The organism is Methylorubrum rhodinum (assembly GCF_014199935.1).
Taxonomy (GTDB): Bacteria; Pseudomonadota; Alphaproteobacteria; order Rhizobiales; family Beijerinckiaceae; genus Methylobacterium; species Methylobacterium rhodinum.
This window is the reverse complement of record NZ_JACHOP010000002.1, coordinates 164,854-180,094: the sequence shown is the minus strand read 5'-3', so window position 1 is coordinate 180,094 and position 15,241 is coordinate 164,854. Positions and strand designations below refer to the sequence as shown.

The 15,241-nt window shown below is 69.4% G+C and carries 12 protein-coding genes; 8 read left to right on the top strand and 4 right to left on the bottom strand.

Annotated features, from left to right (window positions below; genetic code table 11):
- Positions 1-3: 3 nt before the first annotated feature.
- On the bottom strand, positions 4-882 hold the full coding sequence (locus tag HNR00_RS03125; protein ID WP_183564746.1) for a TIGR01459 family HAD-type hydrolase: 879 nt from the start codon (positions 880-882) through the stop codon (positions 4-6).
- 247 nt (positions 883-1,129) lie between these two features.
- Positions 1,130-1,759 (bottom strand): TetR/AcrR family transcriptional regulator, encoded by a 630-nt coding sequence (locus tag HNR00_RS03120; protein WP_183564743.1) that lies wholly within the window; start codon positions 1,757-1,759, stop codon positions 1,130-1,132.
- A gap of 308 nt (positions 1,760-2,067) precedes the next feature.
- Between HNR00_RS03120 and HNR00_RS03115 the strand changes: the two genes are divergently transcribed.
- Together HNR00_RS03115 and HNR00_RS03110 are read left to right on the top strand one after the other, a co-directional pair.
- Positions 2,068-5,484: an acyl-[ACP]--phospholipid O-acyltransferase gene (locus HNR00_RS03115; RefSeq protein WP_183564740.1), complete on the top strand. Its 3,417-nt coding sequence runs from the start codon at positions 2,068-2,070 to the stop codon at positions 5,482-5,484.
- A 122-nt stretch (positions 5,485-5,606) separates the two neighbouring features.
- Complete coding sequence (locus HNR00_RS03110) at positions 5,607-6,305, top strand: DsbA family protein (RefSeq protein WP_183564737.1); 699 nt, start codon at positions 5,607-5,609, stop codon at positions 6,303-6,305.
- A gap of 79 nt (positions 6,306-6,384) precedes the next feature.
- Here the strand turns inward: HNR00_RS03110 and HNR00_RS03105 are convergent, their stop codons facing one another.
- Together HNR00_RS03105 and HNR00_RS03100 are read right to left on the bottom strand one after the other, a co-directional pair.
- Positions 6,385-7,539, bottom strand: a complete 1,155-nt coding sequence (locus HNR00_RS03105; protein WP_183564734.1) for a protein-L-isoaspartate O-methyltransferase family protein — start codon at positions 7,537-7,539, stop codon at positions 6,385-6,387.
- Positions 7,540-7,757: 218 nt separating this feature from the next.
- Positions 7,758-8,777, bottom strand: coding sequence for a gamma carbonic anhydrase family protein (locus tag HNR00_RS03100; RefSeq protein WP_183564730.1), 1,020 nt, complete (start codon positions 8,775-8,777; stop codon positions 7,758-7,760).
- A 138-nt stretch (positions 8,778-8,915) separates the two neighbouring features.
- Here HNR00_RS03100 and HNR00_RS03095 point away from each other — a divergent pair, with 138 nt between their 5' ends.
- The 6 genes from HNR00_RS03095 to HNR00_RS03070 all read left to right on the top strand — a co-directional run bounded on the left by HNR00_RS03095 (position 8,916) and on the right by HNR00_RS03070 (position 14,952).
- Positions 8,916-9,371 carry a molybdenum cofactor biosynthesis protein MoaE gene (locus HNR00_RS03095; RefSeq protein ID WP_183564727.1) on the top strand — a complete coding sequence of 152 codons (456 nt, stop codon included), beginning with the start codon at positions 8,916-8,918 and terminating at the stop codon, positions 9,369-9,371.
- Between the two features lie 35 nt (positions 9,372-9,406).
- Positions 9,407-10,528 (top strand): AI-2E family transporter, encoded by a 1,122-nt coding sequence (locus HNR00_RS03090; RefSeq protein WP_183564724.1) that lies wholly within the window; start codon positions 9,407-9,409, stop codon positions 10,526-10,528.
- A 182-nt stretch (positions 10,529-10,710) separates the two neighbouring features.
- Positions 10,711-13,065: a calcium-binding protein gene (locus HNR00_RS03085; RefSeq protein WP_183564720.1), complete on the top strand. Its 2,355-nt coding sequence runs from the start codon at positions 10,711-10,713 to the stop codon at positions 13,063-13,065.
- A gap of 121 nt (positions 13,066-13,186) precedes the next feature.
- Positions 13,187-13,897, top strand: coding sequence for a uracil-DNA glycosylase family protein (locus HNR00_RS03080; RefSeq protein WP_183564717.1), 711 nt, complete (start codon positions 13,187-13,189; stop codon positions 13,895-13,897).
- Complete coding sequence (gene pyrF, locus HNR00_RS03075) at positions 13,897-14,595, top strand: orotidine-5'-phosphate decarboxylase (protein WP_183564714.1); 699 nt, start codon at positions 13,897-13,899, stop codon at positions 14,593-14,595. Before HNR00_RS03080 ends, pyrF begins: the two co-directional genes overlap by 1 nt.
- Entirely contained in the window at positions 14,596-14,952 is a 357-nt protein-coding gene (locus HNR00_RS03070) for a DUF1330 domain-containing protein (RefSeq protein WP_183564711.1), read from the top strand.
- Positions 14,953-15,241: the final 289 nt, after the last annotated feature.

The window sequence follows — 15,241 nt, the reverse complement described above, 5'->3', positions numbered from 1 at the left end:
CGGCTACCAGACCAGACGCTCGATCACGGCATCGGGCCGCACCGGCTGTCGGCTGAGCCAATCGGCGATATCTCCGAGGCTGTGGTGGTCGGCGGTGACGCCGAGTTCCTCTGCGTGGATGCCCCGCGCCACCAGGATCGAGGGGATGCCGTAGGCGGCCGCCCCCGCGATGTCGGTGCGGATCGCGTCACCCACCGCCACCGTGCGGGCGATGGCGGGCGCCGGGCCGCCCGCGAGTTCGCCCGCCATCTTCAGCGCCGTCTCGTAGACCGGCCGGTACGGCTTGCCGGCATAGACCACGTCGCCGCCGATCGCCTCGTAGGCCTGGGCGATCAGGCCGGCGCAGGGGATGAGCTTCTTGTCGCGCTCGACCACGAGGTCGGGGTTGGCGCAGATCATCGGCACGTTCCTTTCGCGAAACGCGGCCAGGGTGTCGCGGTAGTCGTCCGCCGTCTCGGTGTCGTCGTCGAACAGGCCGGTGCAGACGACGCGCTGCGCAGCCTCGCCCGGCACCAGCGTCAGGTCGAGCCCCTCGAAGATCGGCGCGTCGCGCTCCGGGCCTAGGTGATGCACCCGCTCGCCCGGATGCTCGGCGATCAGCCGCCGGGTCAGGTCGCCGGAGGTGAGGATCGCGTCGTAGGCCTCCCGCGGCACGCCGTAGCCGTCGAGGATCTTTTGAACGCCCGGCCAGGGGCGCGGCGCGTTCGAGACGAGGATCACGCGCCGCCCCGGCAACGCGCGAAACCGGATCAGCGCCTCGCCCGCCGCGACATGCGCGTGGCGCCCGTCATGCAGCACGCCCCAGACGTCGCAGAGGATCAGGTCGTAGCGCTCGGCGACGGATTCGAAGTGGTGGAGGGTCGGGACGGGGGGAGGGGTCATCAATAAATCCGTGCGGACGGCAGCGTTGCGGCCTCTATACCGGTCTTCGCCCATCGCTGAAGGCCGCCACCGCACAACCCTCTCCCCTCCGCGGGAGAGGGTGGCCCGCGAAGCGGGTCGGGTGAGGGGAGCGACGTTTCCCGAGAGTTCTCGGTGAGCGCGGCCAAGCGGCACCGTCGCTCCCCTCTCCCGCCCGCTCCGCGGGCACCCTCCCCCGCAGAGGGGGGAGGGTTTTTTCGCGGCGCGCCTATCCCAGAAACCGCCCCACCAGCAGCCGCGCCAGCTCCCGCGGCGCGTCGGGCGTCAGCACCGCGAGCTTGCCCGAGGTCGAGAGCGAGGCGAGCCCGTGGAGCGCCGCCCACAACGCCGCCACCGCCCGGCGCCGCTCGCCCGCATCGGCGATCAGCGGCACCAGCGCCGCATCGACGAGGCCGACCGGGCGGGCCAAAGCCGCCGCGTACCAATCCGGAAACGGCTGGTCGGGCGCGGCCAGATGCTCGAACAGCAGGCTCCACACCCGCGGATCGGCGGCCACGAACACGAGATAGGCATCCGCCAACGCCAGCGCGTTCTCCCGCGCCGGGCGGCCGGGATCGGTCGCGGCCGCCAGCGCCCCGTGCAGGCGCTCCAGCGTGCGGGCGTTGACCCGCAGCACCACCTGATCGAGGTCGCCGACCGCGTTGTAGATCGAGTTCGGCGCGTAGCCGATGGCGCCGGCGAGTCGCCGCATCCCGAGCGCGCGAAACCCCTCGTGGCGCACGAGGCTCTCGGCGGCGCCCGCCACCAGCGCGACGAAGCCGTCGCGGTCGTGCTCCCCCCGCGGTCCGCTGCTGCGGGCGGCTTTTTTGCGGGGCGGCGGTGCCGGTTGGTCCTGCATCGTGGTCGGGGCGGCTCGTCGGCAAGGCCCCTCCCACCCACTCTCCTCATCCTGAGGTGCCGCGTAGCGGCCTCGAAGGTGGGCTCCAGGGATCGCGCGCGAACTGGAGCCCTCCCTCAGGATGAGGGGGTGGGTGGGAAGTCCGAAAAGAAACGTGCGGGCTCGCACGCTTCGCGGCGATAGATTGCACGTCGTGCAAAATCAAGCTTGCGGGCCGATGCCTGACGGATAATTTGAACACCGTGCAAAGGCAGGATTTGACGCACCGCCCGTCGGCGGGCAGTCATGCCGCAAGCCGGGAGACCACGATGTTCCGCACGCTGATGACGACGCGGCGCTTCGCGCCGCTGTTCTGGTGCCAGTTCTTCTCCGCGTTCAACGACAACTTCCTCAAGAATGCGCTCGCGCTGCTGATCCTGTTCCAGGTGAACGCCGAGAGCGGGGAGAGCGGCAGCGTGCTGGTGACGCTGGCGAGCGCGGTGTTCGTCGGCCCGTTCTTCATCCTGTCGGGCCTCGGCGGTCAGCTCGCCGACCGCTACGACAAGGCGCTGCTCGCCAAGCGCCTGAAATTCGCGGAAATCTTCGCCGCCCTGCTCTCGGTGCTGGGCTTCTGGCTGCACTCGGTGCCGCTGCTGTTCGGCGCGCTCGGCCTGTTCGGGATCATCGCGGCGCTGTTCGGGCCGATCAAGTACGGCATCCTGCCCGACCACCTGAAGCGCGAGGAACTGACCGCGGGCAACGCGCTGGTCGAGGCCGCGACCTTCCTGGCGATCCTCCTCGGCACCATCACGGCGGGTCTCGCCATGGCGATGGGCGGCCACGCCCTGGGCCTCGGCGCCGGGCTGATGGGCATGGCGGTGCTGTGCTGGCTCGCGGCGCGCGCGATCCCCAAGACCGGCGAGGGCGCGCCCGATCTCAGGGTCGATCCCAACATCGCCCGCTCCACCGCCGACCTCCTGAAGGACCTCTGGGCCGACACCCGGCTGTGGCGCGGTTCGGTGATCGTCAGCTGGTTCTGGCTGGTGGGCGTCGTCGTGCTCTCGCTGCTGCCCACCCTCGTGCGCCAGACGCTCAACGGCACCGAGATCGTCGCCACGACGCTGCTGGCGATCTTCTCCATCGGCATCGCGGTCGGCTCGGGGCTGGCCTCGTGGCTCGCCAGCGGCCGGATCGTGCTGCTGCCGACGCCGGTCGGCGCGGTGCTGATGGGCTTGTTCGGACTCGATCTCGCCTGGGCGGTCTCGCACGTGCCCCCGCATGGGGACGCGCCGATCGGCGCTCTCGACTTCATCACCAGCGCGTCGGGCCTGCGCATCGCCATCGACTTCGCCGGGCTCGCCACCGCGGGCGGGCTCTACGTCGTGCCGTCGTTTGCCGCGGTGCAGGCCTGGACCGAGAAGGCCAAGCGCGCCCGCGTCATCGGCGCGGTCAACGTGCTCACCGCCGCCTTCATGGTCGGCGGCACGCTCGCGCTCGCCGCGCTCCAGGCCGCCGGCCTGTCGATGGCGCAGCTCCTGGCGCTGGTGGCGGTGCTCAACCTCGTCGTCGGCGTCGTCATCCTGAAGACCCTGCCGACGAACCCGCTGCGCGACGCGCTCTCGATCCTGTTCCGCGCGGTCTACCGCCTGGAGGTGAAGGGGCTGGAGAACGTCGAGAAGGCCGGCCCGAACGCCATCGTCGCGCTCAACCACGTCTCGTTCCTCGACGCGCCGCTGGCGCTGTCGCTGCTCGACCAGGACCCGGTCTTCGCCATCGACCACGGCATCGCCCAGCGCTGGTGGGTGAAGCCGTTCCTCAGCGTCGCCAAGGCGATGCCGCTCGATCCGACCCGCCCGCTCGCCACCCGCACGCTGATCAACGCGGTCAAGTCCGGCGAGACGCTGATCATCTTTCCGGAAGGCCGTCTCACCGTCACGGGCAGCCTGATGAAGGTCTATGACGGCGCGGGGCTGATCGCCGACAAGTCCGGCGCCATGGTGGTGCCGGTGAAGATCGACGGCCCGGAGCGCACCATTTTTTCGCGATTGAAGCGCGATCAGGTGCGGCGGGCGTGGTGGCCCAAGATCACCGTCACCATCATGCCGCCGGTGCGGCTCACGGTCGATCCGGCGCTCAAGGGCAAGAACCGCCGCCGCGCCGCGGGCGCCGCCCTCTACGACATCATGTCGGACCTCGTGTTCGAGACCGCCGACATCGAGCGCGGCGTCTTTTCCGCCCTGATCGAGGCGGGCCGCGATCACGGCTGGCGGCGCACGGCGCTGGAAGACCCGGTCTCGGGCACGATGAGCTATGCGCGCCTCGTGATGGGCGCCAACATCCTCGCCCGCAAACTCCAGACCCTGCTGCCGGACAGCAAAAAGCCCGTCGGGCTGATGCTGCCCAACGCCAACGGCGCGGCCGTCACCTTCTTCGCGCTGGCGAGCGCCGGCCGCGTGCCGGCGATGATCAACTTCTCCGCCGGCCCGGCCGCGGTGCTCTCGGCCTGCAAGGCGGCGGAGGTCGACACCATCCTCACGTCGCGCGCCTTCATCGAGAAGGGCCGCCTCGGCGCCCTGATCGACGGGATCAAGGAGAGCGTCCGCCTGATCTATCTGGAGGACGTGCGCGGGAGCGTCGGCACGGCTGACAAGCTCAAGGGTTTCCTCAGCCCCCGTCGACCGCTCGTCGCCCGAAAGGGAAGCGACCCGGCCGCGATCCTGTTCACCTCCGGCAGCGAGGGCACGCCGAAGGGCGTGGTGCTGGCCAACCGGGCGATGCTCGCCAACACCGCCCAGGTCGCCGCCCGCATCGATTTCGGTCCGCGCGACAAGGTGTTCAACGTGCTGCCCGTCTTCCACGCCTTCGGGCTGACGGCGGGGCTGGTGCTGCCGCTGGTCTCCGGCGTGCCGGTCTACCTCTACCCCTCGCCGCTGCACTACCGGATCGTGCCCGAGCTCATCTACGGCTCGAACGCCACCGTCCTATTCGGCACCGACACCTTCCTCACCGGCTACGCCAAGATGGCCCATTCCTACGACCTGCGGAGTCTCCGCTACGTCGTGGCCGGGGCCGAGCCGGTGAAGCAGACGACCCGCAAGACCTGGGCGGAAAAGTTCGGCCTGCGCATCCTCGAAGGGTATGGCGTCACCGAGTGCGGGCCGGTGCTGGCGCTCAACACGCCGATGTTCAACCGCTTCGGCACGGTCGGCCGGCTGCTGCCGGGCATCGAATCGCGGCTCGAGCCGGTCCCCGGCATCGACGAGGGCGGGCGGCTCTCGGTGCGCGGCCCCAACATCATGTTGGGTTACCTCAAGGCCGAAAAACCCGGCGTGCTGGAGCCCCCCGTGGACGGCTGGCACGACACCGGCGACATCGTCGCCCTCGACACCGAGGGCTTCGTGACGATCAAGGGCCGGGCCAAGCGCTTCGCCAAGATCGCGGGCGAGATGGTGTCGCTGGCCGGCGTCGAGGCGCTGGCCGCCGAACTCTGGCCGGACGCTCCGAGCGCGGTCGCCGCCGTGCCCGACGCCCGCAAGGGCGAGCGCCTGATCCTGTTCACGGAGGCCAAGGCCGCGACGCGGGCCGCCTACCAGACCTTCGCCAAGGGCCGCGGCGCCCCCGACCTCGCGGTCCCGGCCGAGGTGGTGGTGCTGGATGCTCTGCCGATGCTCGGCACCGGCAAGGTCGATCAGGTGAGCGTGGGCAAGCTCGCCAAGGAACGGGCGGCGACCGCGGAGGCGGCGTAAGGGCGCCTCGCCCGTTGCCCAAGGGCAGCGGGCGAGATTTTTAAGCCGAATTTCAACCATGCTCGGCCGATAAGGCGCGCAGCGAGCGGTCCTCGCCGGCCGCGCCGACAGGGTTTCGCGCCATGAGCCTCGACCGCCGCCGCTTCCTCGCCGCCTCGCTCGGCCTCGTCACGGCGAGTCCCTGGGCGGGGCCTGCCGCCGCGCAGAGCTACGGCCAGTTCTTCAAGGTCGAGAACGACGAGGGGCGCCCGGTCGCCAACATGCGGTTGCCGGGCGAGATCACCGGCCAGATCCCGGAACTGCGCGGCGTCACCTATCTCGGCCCGCGCGACGCCGAGGTCACGCTCTACGAATTCTTCGACTACAACTGCCCCTGGTGCCGCAAGGCCGCCGCCGACGTCACCGCGCTCTCGGGGACCGACCCGGCCTTGCGCATCGGCCTCGTCCACAACCCGATCCTCTCGCCGATGTCGGCGCAGGCCGCAAAGGTCTCGCTCGCGGTCCAGCGCAAGCTCGGCTCGGCCGCGGCCTTCGCCTTCTACGGCCAGCTTTTGGCCACCAAGGGCCAGATCGACGGCCTCAAGGCCCTCGATGTCGGCGCCCGGACCGGCGTCCCCCGCGCGGAACTCGAAGCCATCGCCGACAGCGAGGAGGTGCGCCAGGCGCTGCGCGCGCACATGAACGTCGCGGCCAATCTCGGGCTCACCGCGACGCCCTCCTACGTGCTCGGCAACACCGGCATGTTGGGGCATCCGGGCGTGAAGTCGCTGGCGCGCATGATCGCGGCGGTGCGGCGGTGCGATCAGATCGCGTGCGGGTAGAGCCGGCAAGGCGGCCGAGGGCTGCCATCCAGCAGCATCACCGACGCGCTGGCCGCTCCGCATCGAGTGGTCGATTCCATCAGCTTGATGTTCGTTCGAGGAGGTTGCACCACGCGCCAGCATGCGCATCGATCGAGCGAATGAAGGTGCTGTCGCCGCGTACTTCCGTCAGTGCAGCGGTTTCGTTGCTCACCGTGGCCTCGGTCGGGATGACCTGAAGCTTGTACGCTGTCGGTCCAGGCATCCCCAGATCACACCATCGCCGATATGATTCGAGAAGCTGTCGTGTTGCGGTTGGCGCGCCGTAACCGATCAAGCGACCGGCGCGCATGATCGCAGCCGAGCCAGCTTTTCCATCCAAGAGACCGAAATCACTCAGCCATTTCGCCGCTGCCGGACGGGCGGCAGCCGGCTCGAAGATCGTGAAGCCGGGCTCCGTCATCGCCAGATGGCGACGGAACGCTGGAGAGGCCGTTCCGGGCAGGGATGGGGCGAGGCTCGCGAACCAAAATGGATAGGACAGGCTTGGCTCGGCATCGATGCCCGCCTGAACCGTCCATTCGTCAATGCGGACGCGCGCGATTTCAGCGCTCTGGCTCGCACCGACGAGCGGTACGAAGAAGCCAGGGAAGCTCCATTCGGCCCTGAAGCCGCAGCTCTCGCGGCGAAGGAGCGTCACCTCGCAGCCCTCGTCGCGAGGCAGACGCAAGGGCACGAGCAGCTTTCCGCCCTCGGCGACGAGGTCGAAGAAAGCGGCAGGAAGGCTCCAGGTCGCGGCCGTGATGATCACCCGGTCGAACGGGGCACCGGAGATCGGCTCGCATGTCGCGTCTGCGGTCAAGACCCGTGCGTTGCCACGCCCCAGCTCGGCCAAGTCTGCTCTGGATTGGTCTGCGAGGCTCGGTATGATCTCGATGCCGGTCACGGCCCCTTCCGGCCCGGCTAGGTGAGCCATGACGGCGAGCAGCCAACCGGACCCGCTCCCGATTTCGAGGATCTGCTGTGTCGGTTCGACTCCGAGTCGCTCCACGAGCCAGAGGACGTAGGCCGCTTCGGAGTTGGTCGACGGCAACGGCGTGCCGTCGGCAGCGACATGAGTCAGGGGCTGACCGTGATAGACCACAGGGAGCAGGCTGATCGGGTCCGCATCAAGGTCGTGCAGCGGCCCATCGGAATTGGCGCGAAAGCGATGGACGAAGCGGTGGCGAGGCGTCGCCCGCACCGCGGCTCGCAAGCGCTCCGGGAGACCTTCAGGATATCCATAGCGACGGAAGGCATCGTCGAGATGTGTGAGAAACGTCTCACGATGCGGAGCAGACGCCGTTTCGAGATCGTCGGTGCCGCTCCTGGGGCCTCACCGCGTCCTGCCACCAGAGCTGCGCTATCCGTGTCGTACGACCGCTACGTTGCAGAGCAACCGCGTGAGCGCTCATGGCGGTCGAATCCGATCGCTCACCCCTCCGCCTCCTGCAACGCCCGGTACTCCCGCCCGTGCCGGCAATAGCCCTCGACGATGTGGGCCATCAGTGCCCGCTTCTTCGGGTCCAGCGTCCCGAGGATGCGCGCCGGGCGCCCGCCCCAGAGGTGGCCGCCTTCCAACAACTGGCCCGGATCGGTGGTCGAGCCGCCGGCCAGCATCACGTCGTCGGCGACCACCGTGCCGGGTGCGAGCACCGAGCCGATGCCGATGAGGGAGCGGGCGCCGATCCGGCAATCGTTCATGCGGACGTTGTGGCCGATGGTGGTGTCGCGGCCGATCACCACGCCCTCGCCGCGGGTGCGGATCACGGTGTTGTCCTGGATGTTGGTATCGGCGCCGATCACGATCGGGCCGACTTCCGCTGCGAGTTCGCAGGAGAACAGCACGGTGACGCCCGCGCCGAGCGCGATGCGGCCGGAGAGCCGGGCCGTACGGGCCACGAACACGCTCTCCTCCACCTCCGGCGGGACGGGCTCCGGCCCGGCGGGCCGCTCGTCGGCGGCCTCGCGCAGGCGCTCGGCCCGCTCGGCGATTTCTTCGAGCGTCACCGGGCGCAACTGCTTGGCCGGGTTGCCGCCATAGGCGAAGCCGCCCTCCAAGGTCGAGCGCGGAAAGATCGTGGCGCCGGCCTCGATCAGCACGCCGTCGCCCACAGAGGCGCCGTCGAGGATGATCGCGTCGTCCTCGATCACCACGTCCGAGCCGACGGTGCAGGCATGCACCACCGCGTTGCGGCCGACCGTGACGCGGTCGCCGATATGGGTCGGCAGCGATTCGGTGGCGATGTGGACGGTGGAGCGGGCCCCGAGCCAGAGGCGCTCGCCCGCGGTGATGACCTGCCCGTCGCTGCGGATCACGCTGTCGTCGCCGAGCCAGGCCTGGGCCCCCAGCGTCGCGGTGCCGATCACGGTGCTGCCGCGCCCGCACCAGACGGGCCGCGAGGCGAAGACCGGCAGGACGCCGTCGTAGGGCAGGATCAGGTCGGGCGTCACGGGCGGCTCGTCAGCTGGCAGGTCCGGCGCGCCGTGGCGCGCGGGCTCGGGTGAGCCATATAGGCGCACGGGGCCTGGGGTTAAGTCGAGACGTGTCTCGCCGGACCCGGCACGGCCCGAGACGGTTTCCGAGCAGACATGAATCCGGTCAGCATCCAGTCCGAGCCGTTCGACACCGCCGCCGAGATCGCCTCGGTCGAGGCGGAACTGATGGGGCGTGCGGGCGCCGTCGTGACCTTCTCCGGCCTCTGCCGCGACGAGGGCGGGCGGCTGGCCGCGCTGGAACTCGAACATTATCCCGGCATGGCCGAGGCCGAGATCGGCCGGGTGGTCGAGGCGGCGCGGGGCCGCTGGCCGGTCCAGGCCGTGCGGGTGATCCACCGCCACGGCCTCGTGCGGCCGGGCGAGGGCATCGTGCTCGTGATCACCGCCGCGCCCCACCGCAAGGCGGCTTTTGCTGCGGCCGACTTCCTGATGGACTACCTCAAGACCCGCGCCCCGTTCTGGAAGCGCGAGCACCTCGCCGACGGCACGACCGGCGGCTGGGTCGAGGCCAATGCGGCCGACGAGGCTGCGGCCGAATCCTGGACCTGATGCCCGACGCATCCTTCGAAAGCGAAAAAAGCCCGATGAGCGCCTCCTCTTCCATCGGGCCGCGCCGGCTCACGGCCGCCGGCATCGCGGTGGTCACCTTCGCGGCCGCGCTCTGGCTCGCCTGGACCGCCTCGGCGACGCTGCTGCTGATCTTCTCCGGCATCCTGTTCGCCGTCTTCCTCGACGGGCTGACGCGGGGCCTCGGCCACGTGCTGCCGCTGCCGCGAGGCCTGCGGCTCACGATCGCGACGCTGGCGCTCGCTGCGCTCTCGCTGGCCCTCGTCGCCTTCGGCGGCGCCACGGTGGCGGCCCAGGCGCGCGACCTCGGCACCACCGTGCGCCAGCAATCCGAGACGGTGCGGACCTGGCTCAAGGATCACGGCATCGAGCTCGATTTCTCGCAAGGGCCGGAGACCTCCGCCCCGAAGCCGGGCGAGGACAAGGAGGACGACAAGGGACAGAAGCAGGGCGGGCTCGCCGGCCTCGCCTCGGGCGCCCTGAAGAGCCCCGGCTCGCTCCTGTCGGATGCCGGCAGCGTGCTCGGGCCGGCGGCGACCGTGGTGTTCGGGCTGTTCAACGCGCTGGGCAACGTCCTCGTCATCGCCTTCCTCGGCATCGCCGTCGCGGCCGATCCGGGCAGCTACCGCAACGGGGCGCTCCGCCTCGTGCCGGCGCGCCACCGCGACAAGGGCGCCCGCGTCCTCGACGGATCGGGCGAGACCCTGCGGCACTGGCTGTTCGGCCAGCTCCTCACCATGGCGGCGATCTTTCTGCTGACCTGGGGCGGGCTCGAATTCCTCGGCATCGGCGGCGCGCTGATCCTCGGGCTTCAGGCGGGGCTCCTGGCCTTCGTGCCGACCATCGGCCCGATGATCGCGGGCGCCATCATCATCCTCAGCAGCCTCGCCTCGGGCCTCAACGGGGCGCTCGGTGCCGCGGGCGTCTACCTCGCGGTGCAGGCGGCGGAGAGCTACGGCCTCACCCCCTTCATCCAGCGCCGCGCCCTCGATCTGCCGGCGGCCACGATCTTCGCCGGCCAGCTTCTCCTCGGCGTGCTGTTCGGCCTGTGGGGCGTGGCGCTGGCCCTGCCGCTGGTCGCCATCATCAAGGTTCTGCTGGAAGAACTCTACATCGAGGACGCGCCCGGCGCCGGCTGAGGCGCCCGGACGGCGCGTCGACACGGTTGCTGCGTCAGCCCCGAAAAAGCCACACGTTGTACCACTGTGCGCGGCCGCGCTTGGAGCGGGCGCGCGGTTCGACTGTCGAACCGCGCACGCGACGCGGGCGTGACAAGTGATGCCGAAGCAATCGGCACACAAGAAACGTGTGGAGATTCGTCATGGCCGTCCTTCGCGTGCCGCAAGATTACGAAACGATCCAAGAAGCAACAGACGCAGCAAAGCCCGGCGACACCATCGTCGCCGATACCACCTATTCGACCCAGGAATACGTGACGACCGAAACCGACGACCTGACGGTCGGTGCCGGCAAGGCCGCTCAACAGATCACGCTCAACCTTCAGGGCGACGCGACCCGCCTCACCCTGGTGGGCGATGCGCCGATCCGCGTGTATGGCTCCGAGAAGGGCAGCGTCATCCAGGGCAACGCTGGCGACAACGTGATCGAGGCGCGCTCGTCGGACGCCGACACGATCGACGGCGGCGACGGCAACGACGTCGTCGTCACCGACAATCCGTTCTTCGAGAGCGGCGGAGCCGACCGGCTCTCGGGTGGCAAGGGCGACGACACATTCAAGATGGGCGGATATACTTACACCGGCGCGGTGATCGACGGCGGTGACGGTATCGATACCCTGCAGCTGGGCGGTCTGACCGATACGACGATCAAGAACGTCGAGATTCTGGACGGTTACGGTCACCGCGGCACGGTGGAGCAGTACCGGTCGTTCAGTAAGTTCATCGACAGCGACGATGCTTCGAGTAAGATAAATATCTTCATCGATGGTGCCGGCGGAACGCTCGATTTCAGTAAATCGGTGACGGACGGTTTTTCAGTCGCCATGCACGCGGAATCGACGACGTCCGGCGTGACCATTACCGGCTCGAACAATAACGATTATTTCCTCGGATCACAGTATGACGACAAGATCGAAGGCGGCAAGGGAAGCGATATATTTACGACGAGTGAGGGGATCGACCTCCTGAACGGCAACGCCGGCGATGACATCTTTGTTCTCGATGCGAGCAGTTCCGGTCGCGGGCGCATCGACGGCGGCACGGGAACCGATACGGTCGAGTCGAACATCGATTTGCAGGGATACACATTCAATAATATCGAGGTGCTGAAGACGCTCGGTACGTCGGGAACCATAGGCCAGTTCAATTCTTTTCAGACTATTTACTTCAAAAACGATCTCATCAAGAACATCTATCTTTCTCTCCGCGGTGACGGTGGGGTGATCGACTTCCAGTCGAAGATCGGTGGTGACAACACTCTGACCGTCGATGCGCGCGTCCTGACTTCGGGCGCCGCGATCACCGGATCATCCGCCGCCGACACGATATTCGGATCGGCCTACGACGACCGCCTCGACGGCGGGAAGGGGGCGGACCAGCTCTCGGGCGGTCTGGGCAACGATGTCTACATCGTCGACAACGGCGGTGACTTCGTTTTCGAGAATGTCAGCCAGGGGACCGACACCGTCGTGGCCAGGGTGAGCTACGCGCTCCAGGCCGGCCAGGAGATCGAGCATCTCCGATCCGGCGACGACTTTGGCACCGCGGCGATCAACCTCACAGGCAACGAATTCGCCCAGACGATCCGCGGCACGTTCGGCGACAATGTCCTCGACGGCAAGGGCGGGGCCGACACGCTGTACGGCTACGGCGGCAACGACACCTACCTCGTCGACGATGCCGGCGATCAGGTGTTCGAGAGCCGGGGCGGCGGGAGCGACACGGTGCTGTCCTCCACGAGCTACACGCTCCAGGCGGGGCAAGAGATCGAGACCCTGCAACTCCTCGCCTCGACGAAGAACGCGGCGCTGAACCTGACCGGCAACGACTTCGCGCAGACGCTGATCGGCAACAACGGCGTCAACGTCCTCGACGGCCAGGGCGGGGCCGACACCCTGATCGGCCGGGGCGGCAACGACACCTACATCGTCGACAGCAAGGCCGACCGGGTGGTGGAGGCGGCGGGCGGCGGCCGCGACACGGTCGTCGCGACGACCTCCTACCAACTCGGCACCGGCCAGGCGATCGAGACGCTGCAACTCGCGAAATCGACGGGAACCGCCGGCTACGTGCTGGTGGGCAACGCCCTCGACAACACGATCATCGGCAATGCGGGCGACAACCGGCTCGACGGCCGGCTCGGCAACGACCTACTGAAGGGCGGCGCGGGCGCCGACACGTTCGTTTTCGCCACGACGCTCGGCCCGGACAACATCGACCGCATCGCCGACTTCTCCCACACCGACGACGCGATCCGGCTCGCCAAGAGCGTGTTCTCGGCGCTGGCGCCGGGCCATCTCGCCGAGGGCGCGTTCAAGGATCTGGGCGTGGCCGGCGCGACGGTCGATGCCGACGACCGCATCCTCTACGACCACTCCACCGGCGACCTGTCCTACGACGCCGACGGCAGCGGCACGGCGTTCGCGGCCATCCGCTTCGCCGTGGTGGACAACCACGCCAGGACGCCGCTCGACCACACCGACATCCTGATCGCGTGAGGGCGGAGGCGCTGTCCGACGGAACGGAGATCGGTTCGTCGGGCAGCGGTTCGAACATCAATGAAGACGGGCGCGGATGACGCATCGCGGGGCGGGTTCTCCCGCCCCATGTCTCGCAGGAATGTCCTCCGCGCCCATCATCGAAAAAAACTTCGCGCAGAGCGCCGCCGCCCTGCGCGCCTGCCGGATCTGCCGCGACGCGCCCCGCTTCGGCGCGCCCCTGCCGCACGAGCCGCGGCCGGTGGTGCAGGGGAGCGGCAGCGCCCGCCTGCTGATCGCGAGCCAGGCGCCGGGCAACCGGGCGCATCGCAGCGGCGTGCCGTTCGGCGATCCCTCGGGCGTGCGCCTGCGGGCGTGGCTCGGCCTGTCCGAGGCGGCGTTCTACGATTCCGCCCGGGTCGCGATCCTGCCGATGGGCGCCTGCTTCCCCGGCCTCGACGCCAAGGGCGGCGACCGCCCGCCCCGGCGGGAATGCGCGCCCGCGTGGCGCTCCGAGCTGCTCGCGGGCCTGCCCGCCCTCGACCTGATCTTGGTGATCGGGCGGTACGCGCAGGGCTGGCATCTCGGGCCGAGCCGCGGCGGCTTGACCGAGACGGTGGCGCGCTGGCGCGAGATCCTGAAGGCGTCGTCGCGGCCCCGCATCCTGCCGCTGCCGCATCCGTCCTGGCGCAACAACGGCTGGCTGCGGAAAAACCCCTGGTTCGAGGCGGAATTGCTGCCGGTGCTGCGCGCGGAGGTCGCCGCCGTGATGGGGCGCGCCGCGGACCCCGCGTTGACAGACGCGCCCGGGGAGAGGATCGCTGCCCGCGGTTCTTCATTGTCGAGCGCCTGATGCCGGACATCGCCGACCCCCGCGACCGCCTGATCGTCGCCCTCGATCTGCCCGACGTGGCGTCGGCCGAGCGGCTGGTCGAACGCATCGGCGATGCGGCGACCTTCTACAAGATCGGCTATCGGCTCGGCTACGCGGACGGCCTCGCCTTCGCCGAGCGGCTGGCCAAGCAGGGCAAGAAGACCTTCCTCGATCTCAAGCTCCACGACATCGGCAACACCGTCGAGGAGGGCGTGCGCTCGGTGTCCGGTCTCGGGGCGACCTTCCTGACGGTGCACGCCTATCCGCAGACCATGCGGGCCGCCGTGAAGGGGCGCGCCAACGGCCTCAGGATCCTGGCGGTCACCGTGCTGACCTCCTACGACGACGCGGATGCGCAGGAGGCCGGCTACGCGCTGCCGGTGGCCGAGCTGGTGGTGCGGCGCTCGGGCCAGGCCCGCGACATCGGCATCGACGGCATCGTCTGTTCGGCGATCGAGGCGGGAGCGGTTCGCCGTGTCGTGGGGTCGGAGCGCCTCATCGTCACGCCGGGCATCCGCCCGGCCGATGCGGACTTGAGCGACCAGAAGCGGGTGATGACGCCGAGGCAGGCGCGCAATGCCGGCATCGACCACGTCGTGGTCGGGCGCCCGATCACCGGGGCCGACGACCCCCGCGCGGTCGCGCAAGGAATCGTCGCCGAGATGGAGGGACCGTGAATGGCCCAAGGTACGGCAAAGGGCTACTGGATCGTGCGGGTCGATGTGCAGGACGCGGAGGCCTACAAGGCCTATGCCTCCGCCAACGGCGCCGCCTTCGCCCGCTTCGGCGGACGCTTCCTCGTGCGCGGCGGCGCCTACGAGGCGGTGACCGGCACGGCGCGGGCCCGCAACGTGATCGTCGAGTTCCCGAGCTACGCGGCGGCGCTCGCGTGCTGGCACTCCGACCTCTATCAATCCGCCCGCGCCCTGCAGAAGGGCGGCGCCGAGGCCGACATCGTGGTGATCGAGGGCTATGACGGCCCGCAGCCGCTCGTCTCGGAGCCGGCTCCGACGCCGGGCGCGGCCTCGGAGTAACTCGGCTTCCGCCCGAGGCCGTGACCCGCCGTCGTTGCGAGGCGCTGGCGATCCGGCGCTCGGTGTTCTCCGAACGGCGCGCCGCCGGGCCACTTCACGGGGCACCGCCGCGCTCCGGACCGCTTACGCCCGGCCTCGCCGGGACGGAGAGTGGACGCGGCGTGGCCGAGGCCGTCTCGCGCGCGACGACGACCCGATCCCTGCCCGGCTCGATACGGGAGGCACCGCGCAACCTCGACGGGGCGGGCCCGCTGCGCCATGTGACGAGGGAGCCCGAAAAGCGCGACCC

Excerpts from the sequence above, each read along its gene's own strand:
- HNR00_RS03125 (WP_183564746.1), bottom strand. The coding sequence starts at position 882 with ATGACCCCTCCCCCCGTCCCGACCCTCCACCACTTCGAATCCGTCGCC.
- HNR00_RS03120 (WP_183564743.1), bottom strand. The coding sequence starts at position 1,759 with ATGCAGGACCAACCGGCACCGCCGCCCCGCAAAAAAGCCGCCCGCAGC.
- HNR00_RS03115 (WP_183564740.1), top strand. The coding sequence starts at position 2,068 with ATGTTCCGCACGCTGATGACGACGCGGCGCTTCGCGCCGCTGTTCTGG.
- HNR00_RS03110 (WP_183564737.1), top strand. The coding sequence starts at position 5,607 with ATGAGCCTCGACCGCCGCCGCTTCCTCGCCGCCTCGCTCGGCCTCGTC.
- HNR00_RS03095 (WP_183564727.1), top strand. The coding sequence starts at position 8,916 with ATGAATCCGGTCAGCATCCAGTCCGAGCCGTTCGACACCGCCGCCGAG.
- HNR00_RS03090 (WP_183564724.1), top strand. The coding sequence starts at position 9,407 with ATGAGCGCCTCCTCTTCCATCGGGCCGCGCCGGCTCACGGCCGCCGGC.
- HNR00_RS03085 (WP_183564720.1), top strand. The coding sequence starts at position 10,711 with ATGGCCGTCCTTCGCGTGCCGCAAGATTACGAAACGATCCAAGAAGCA.
- HNR00_RS03080 (WP_183564717.1), top strand. The coding sequence starts at position 13,187 with ATGTCCTCCGCGCCCATCATCGAAAAAAACTTCGCGCAGAGCGCCGCC.
- pyrF (WP_183564714.1), top strand. The coding sequence starts at position 13,897 with ATGCCGGACATCGCCGACCCCCGCGACCGCCTGATCGTCGCCCTCGAT.
- HNR00_RS03070 (WP_183564711.1), top strand. The coding sequence starts at position 14,596 with ATGGCCCAAGGTACGGCAAAGGGCTACTGGATCGTGCGGGTCGATGTG.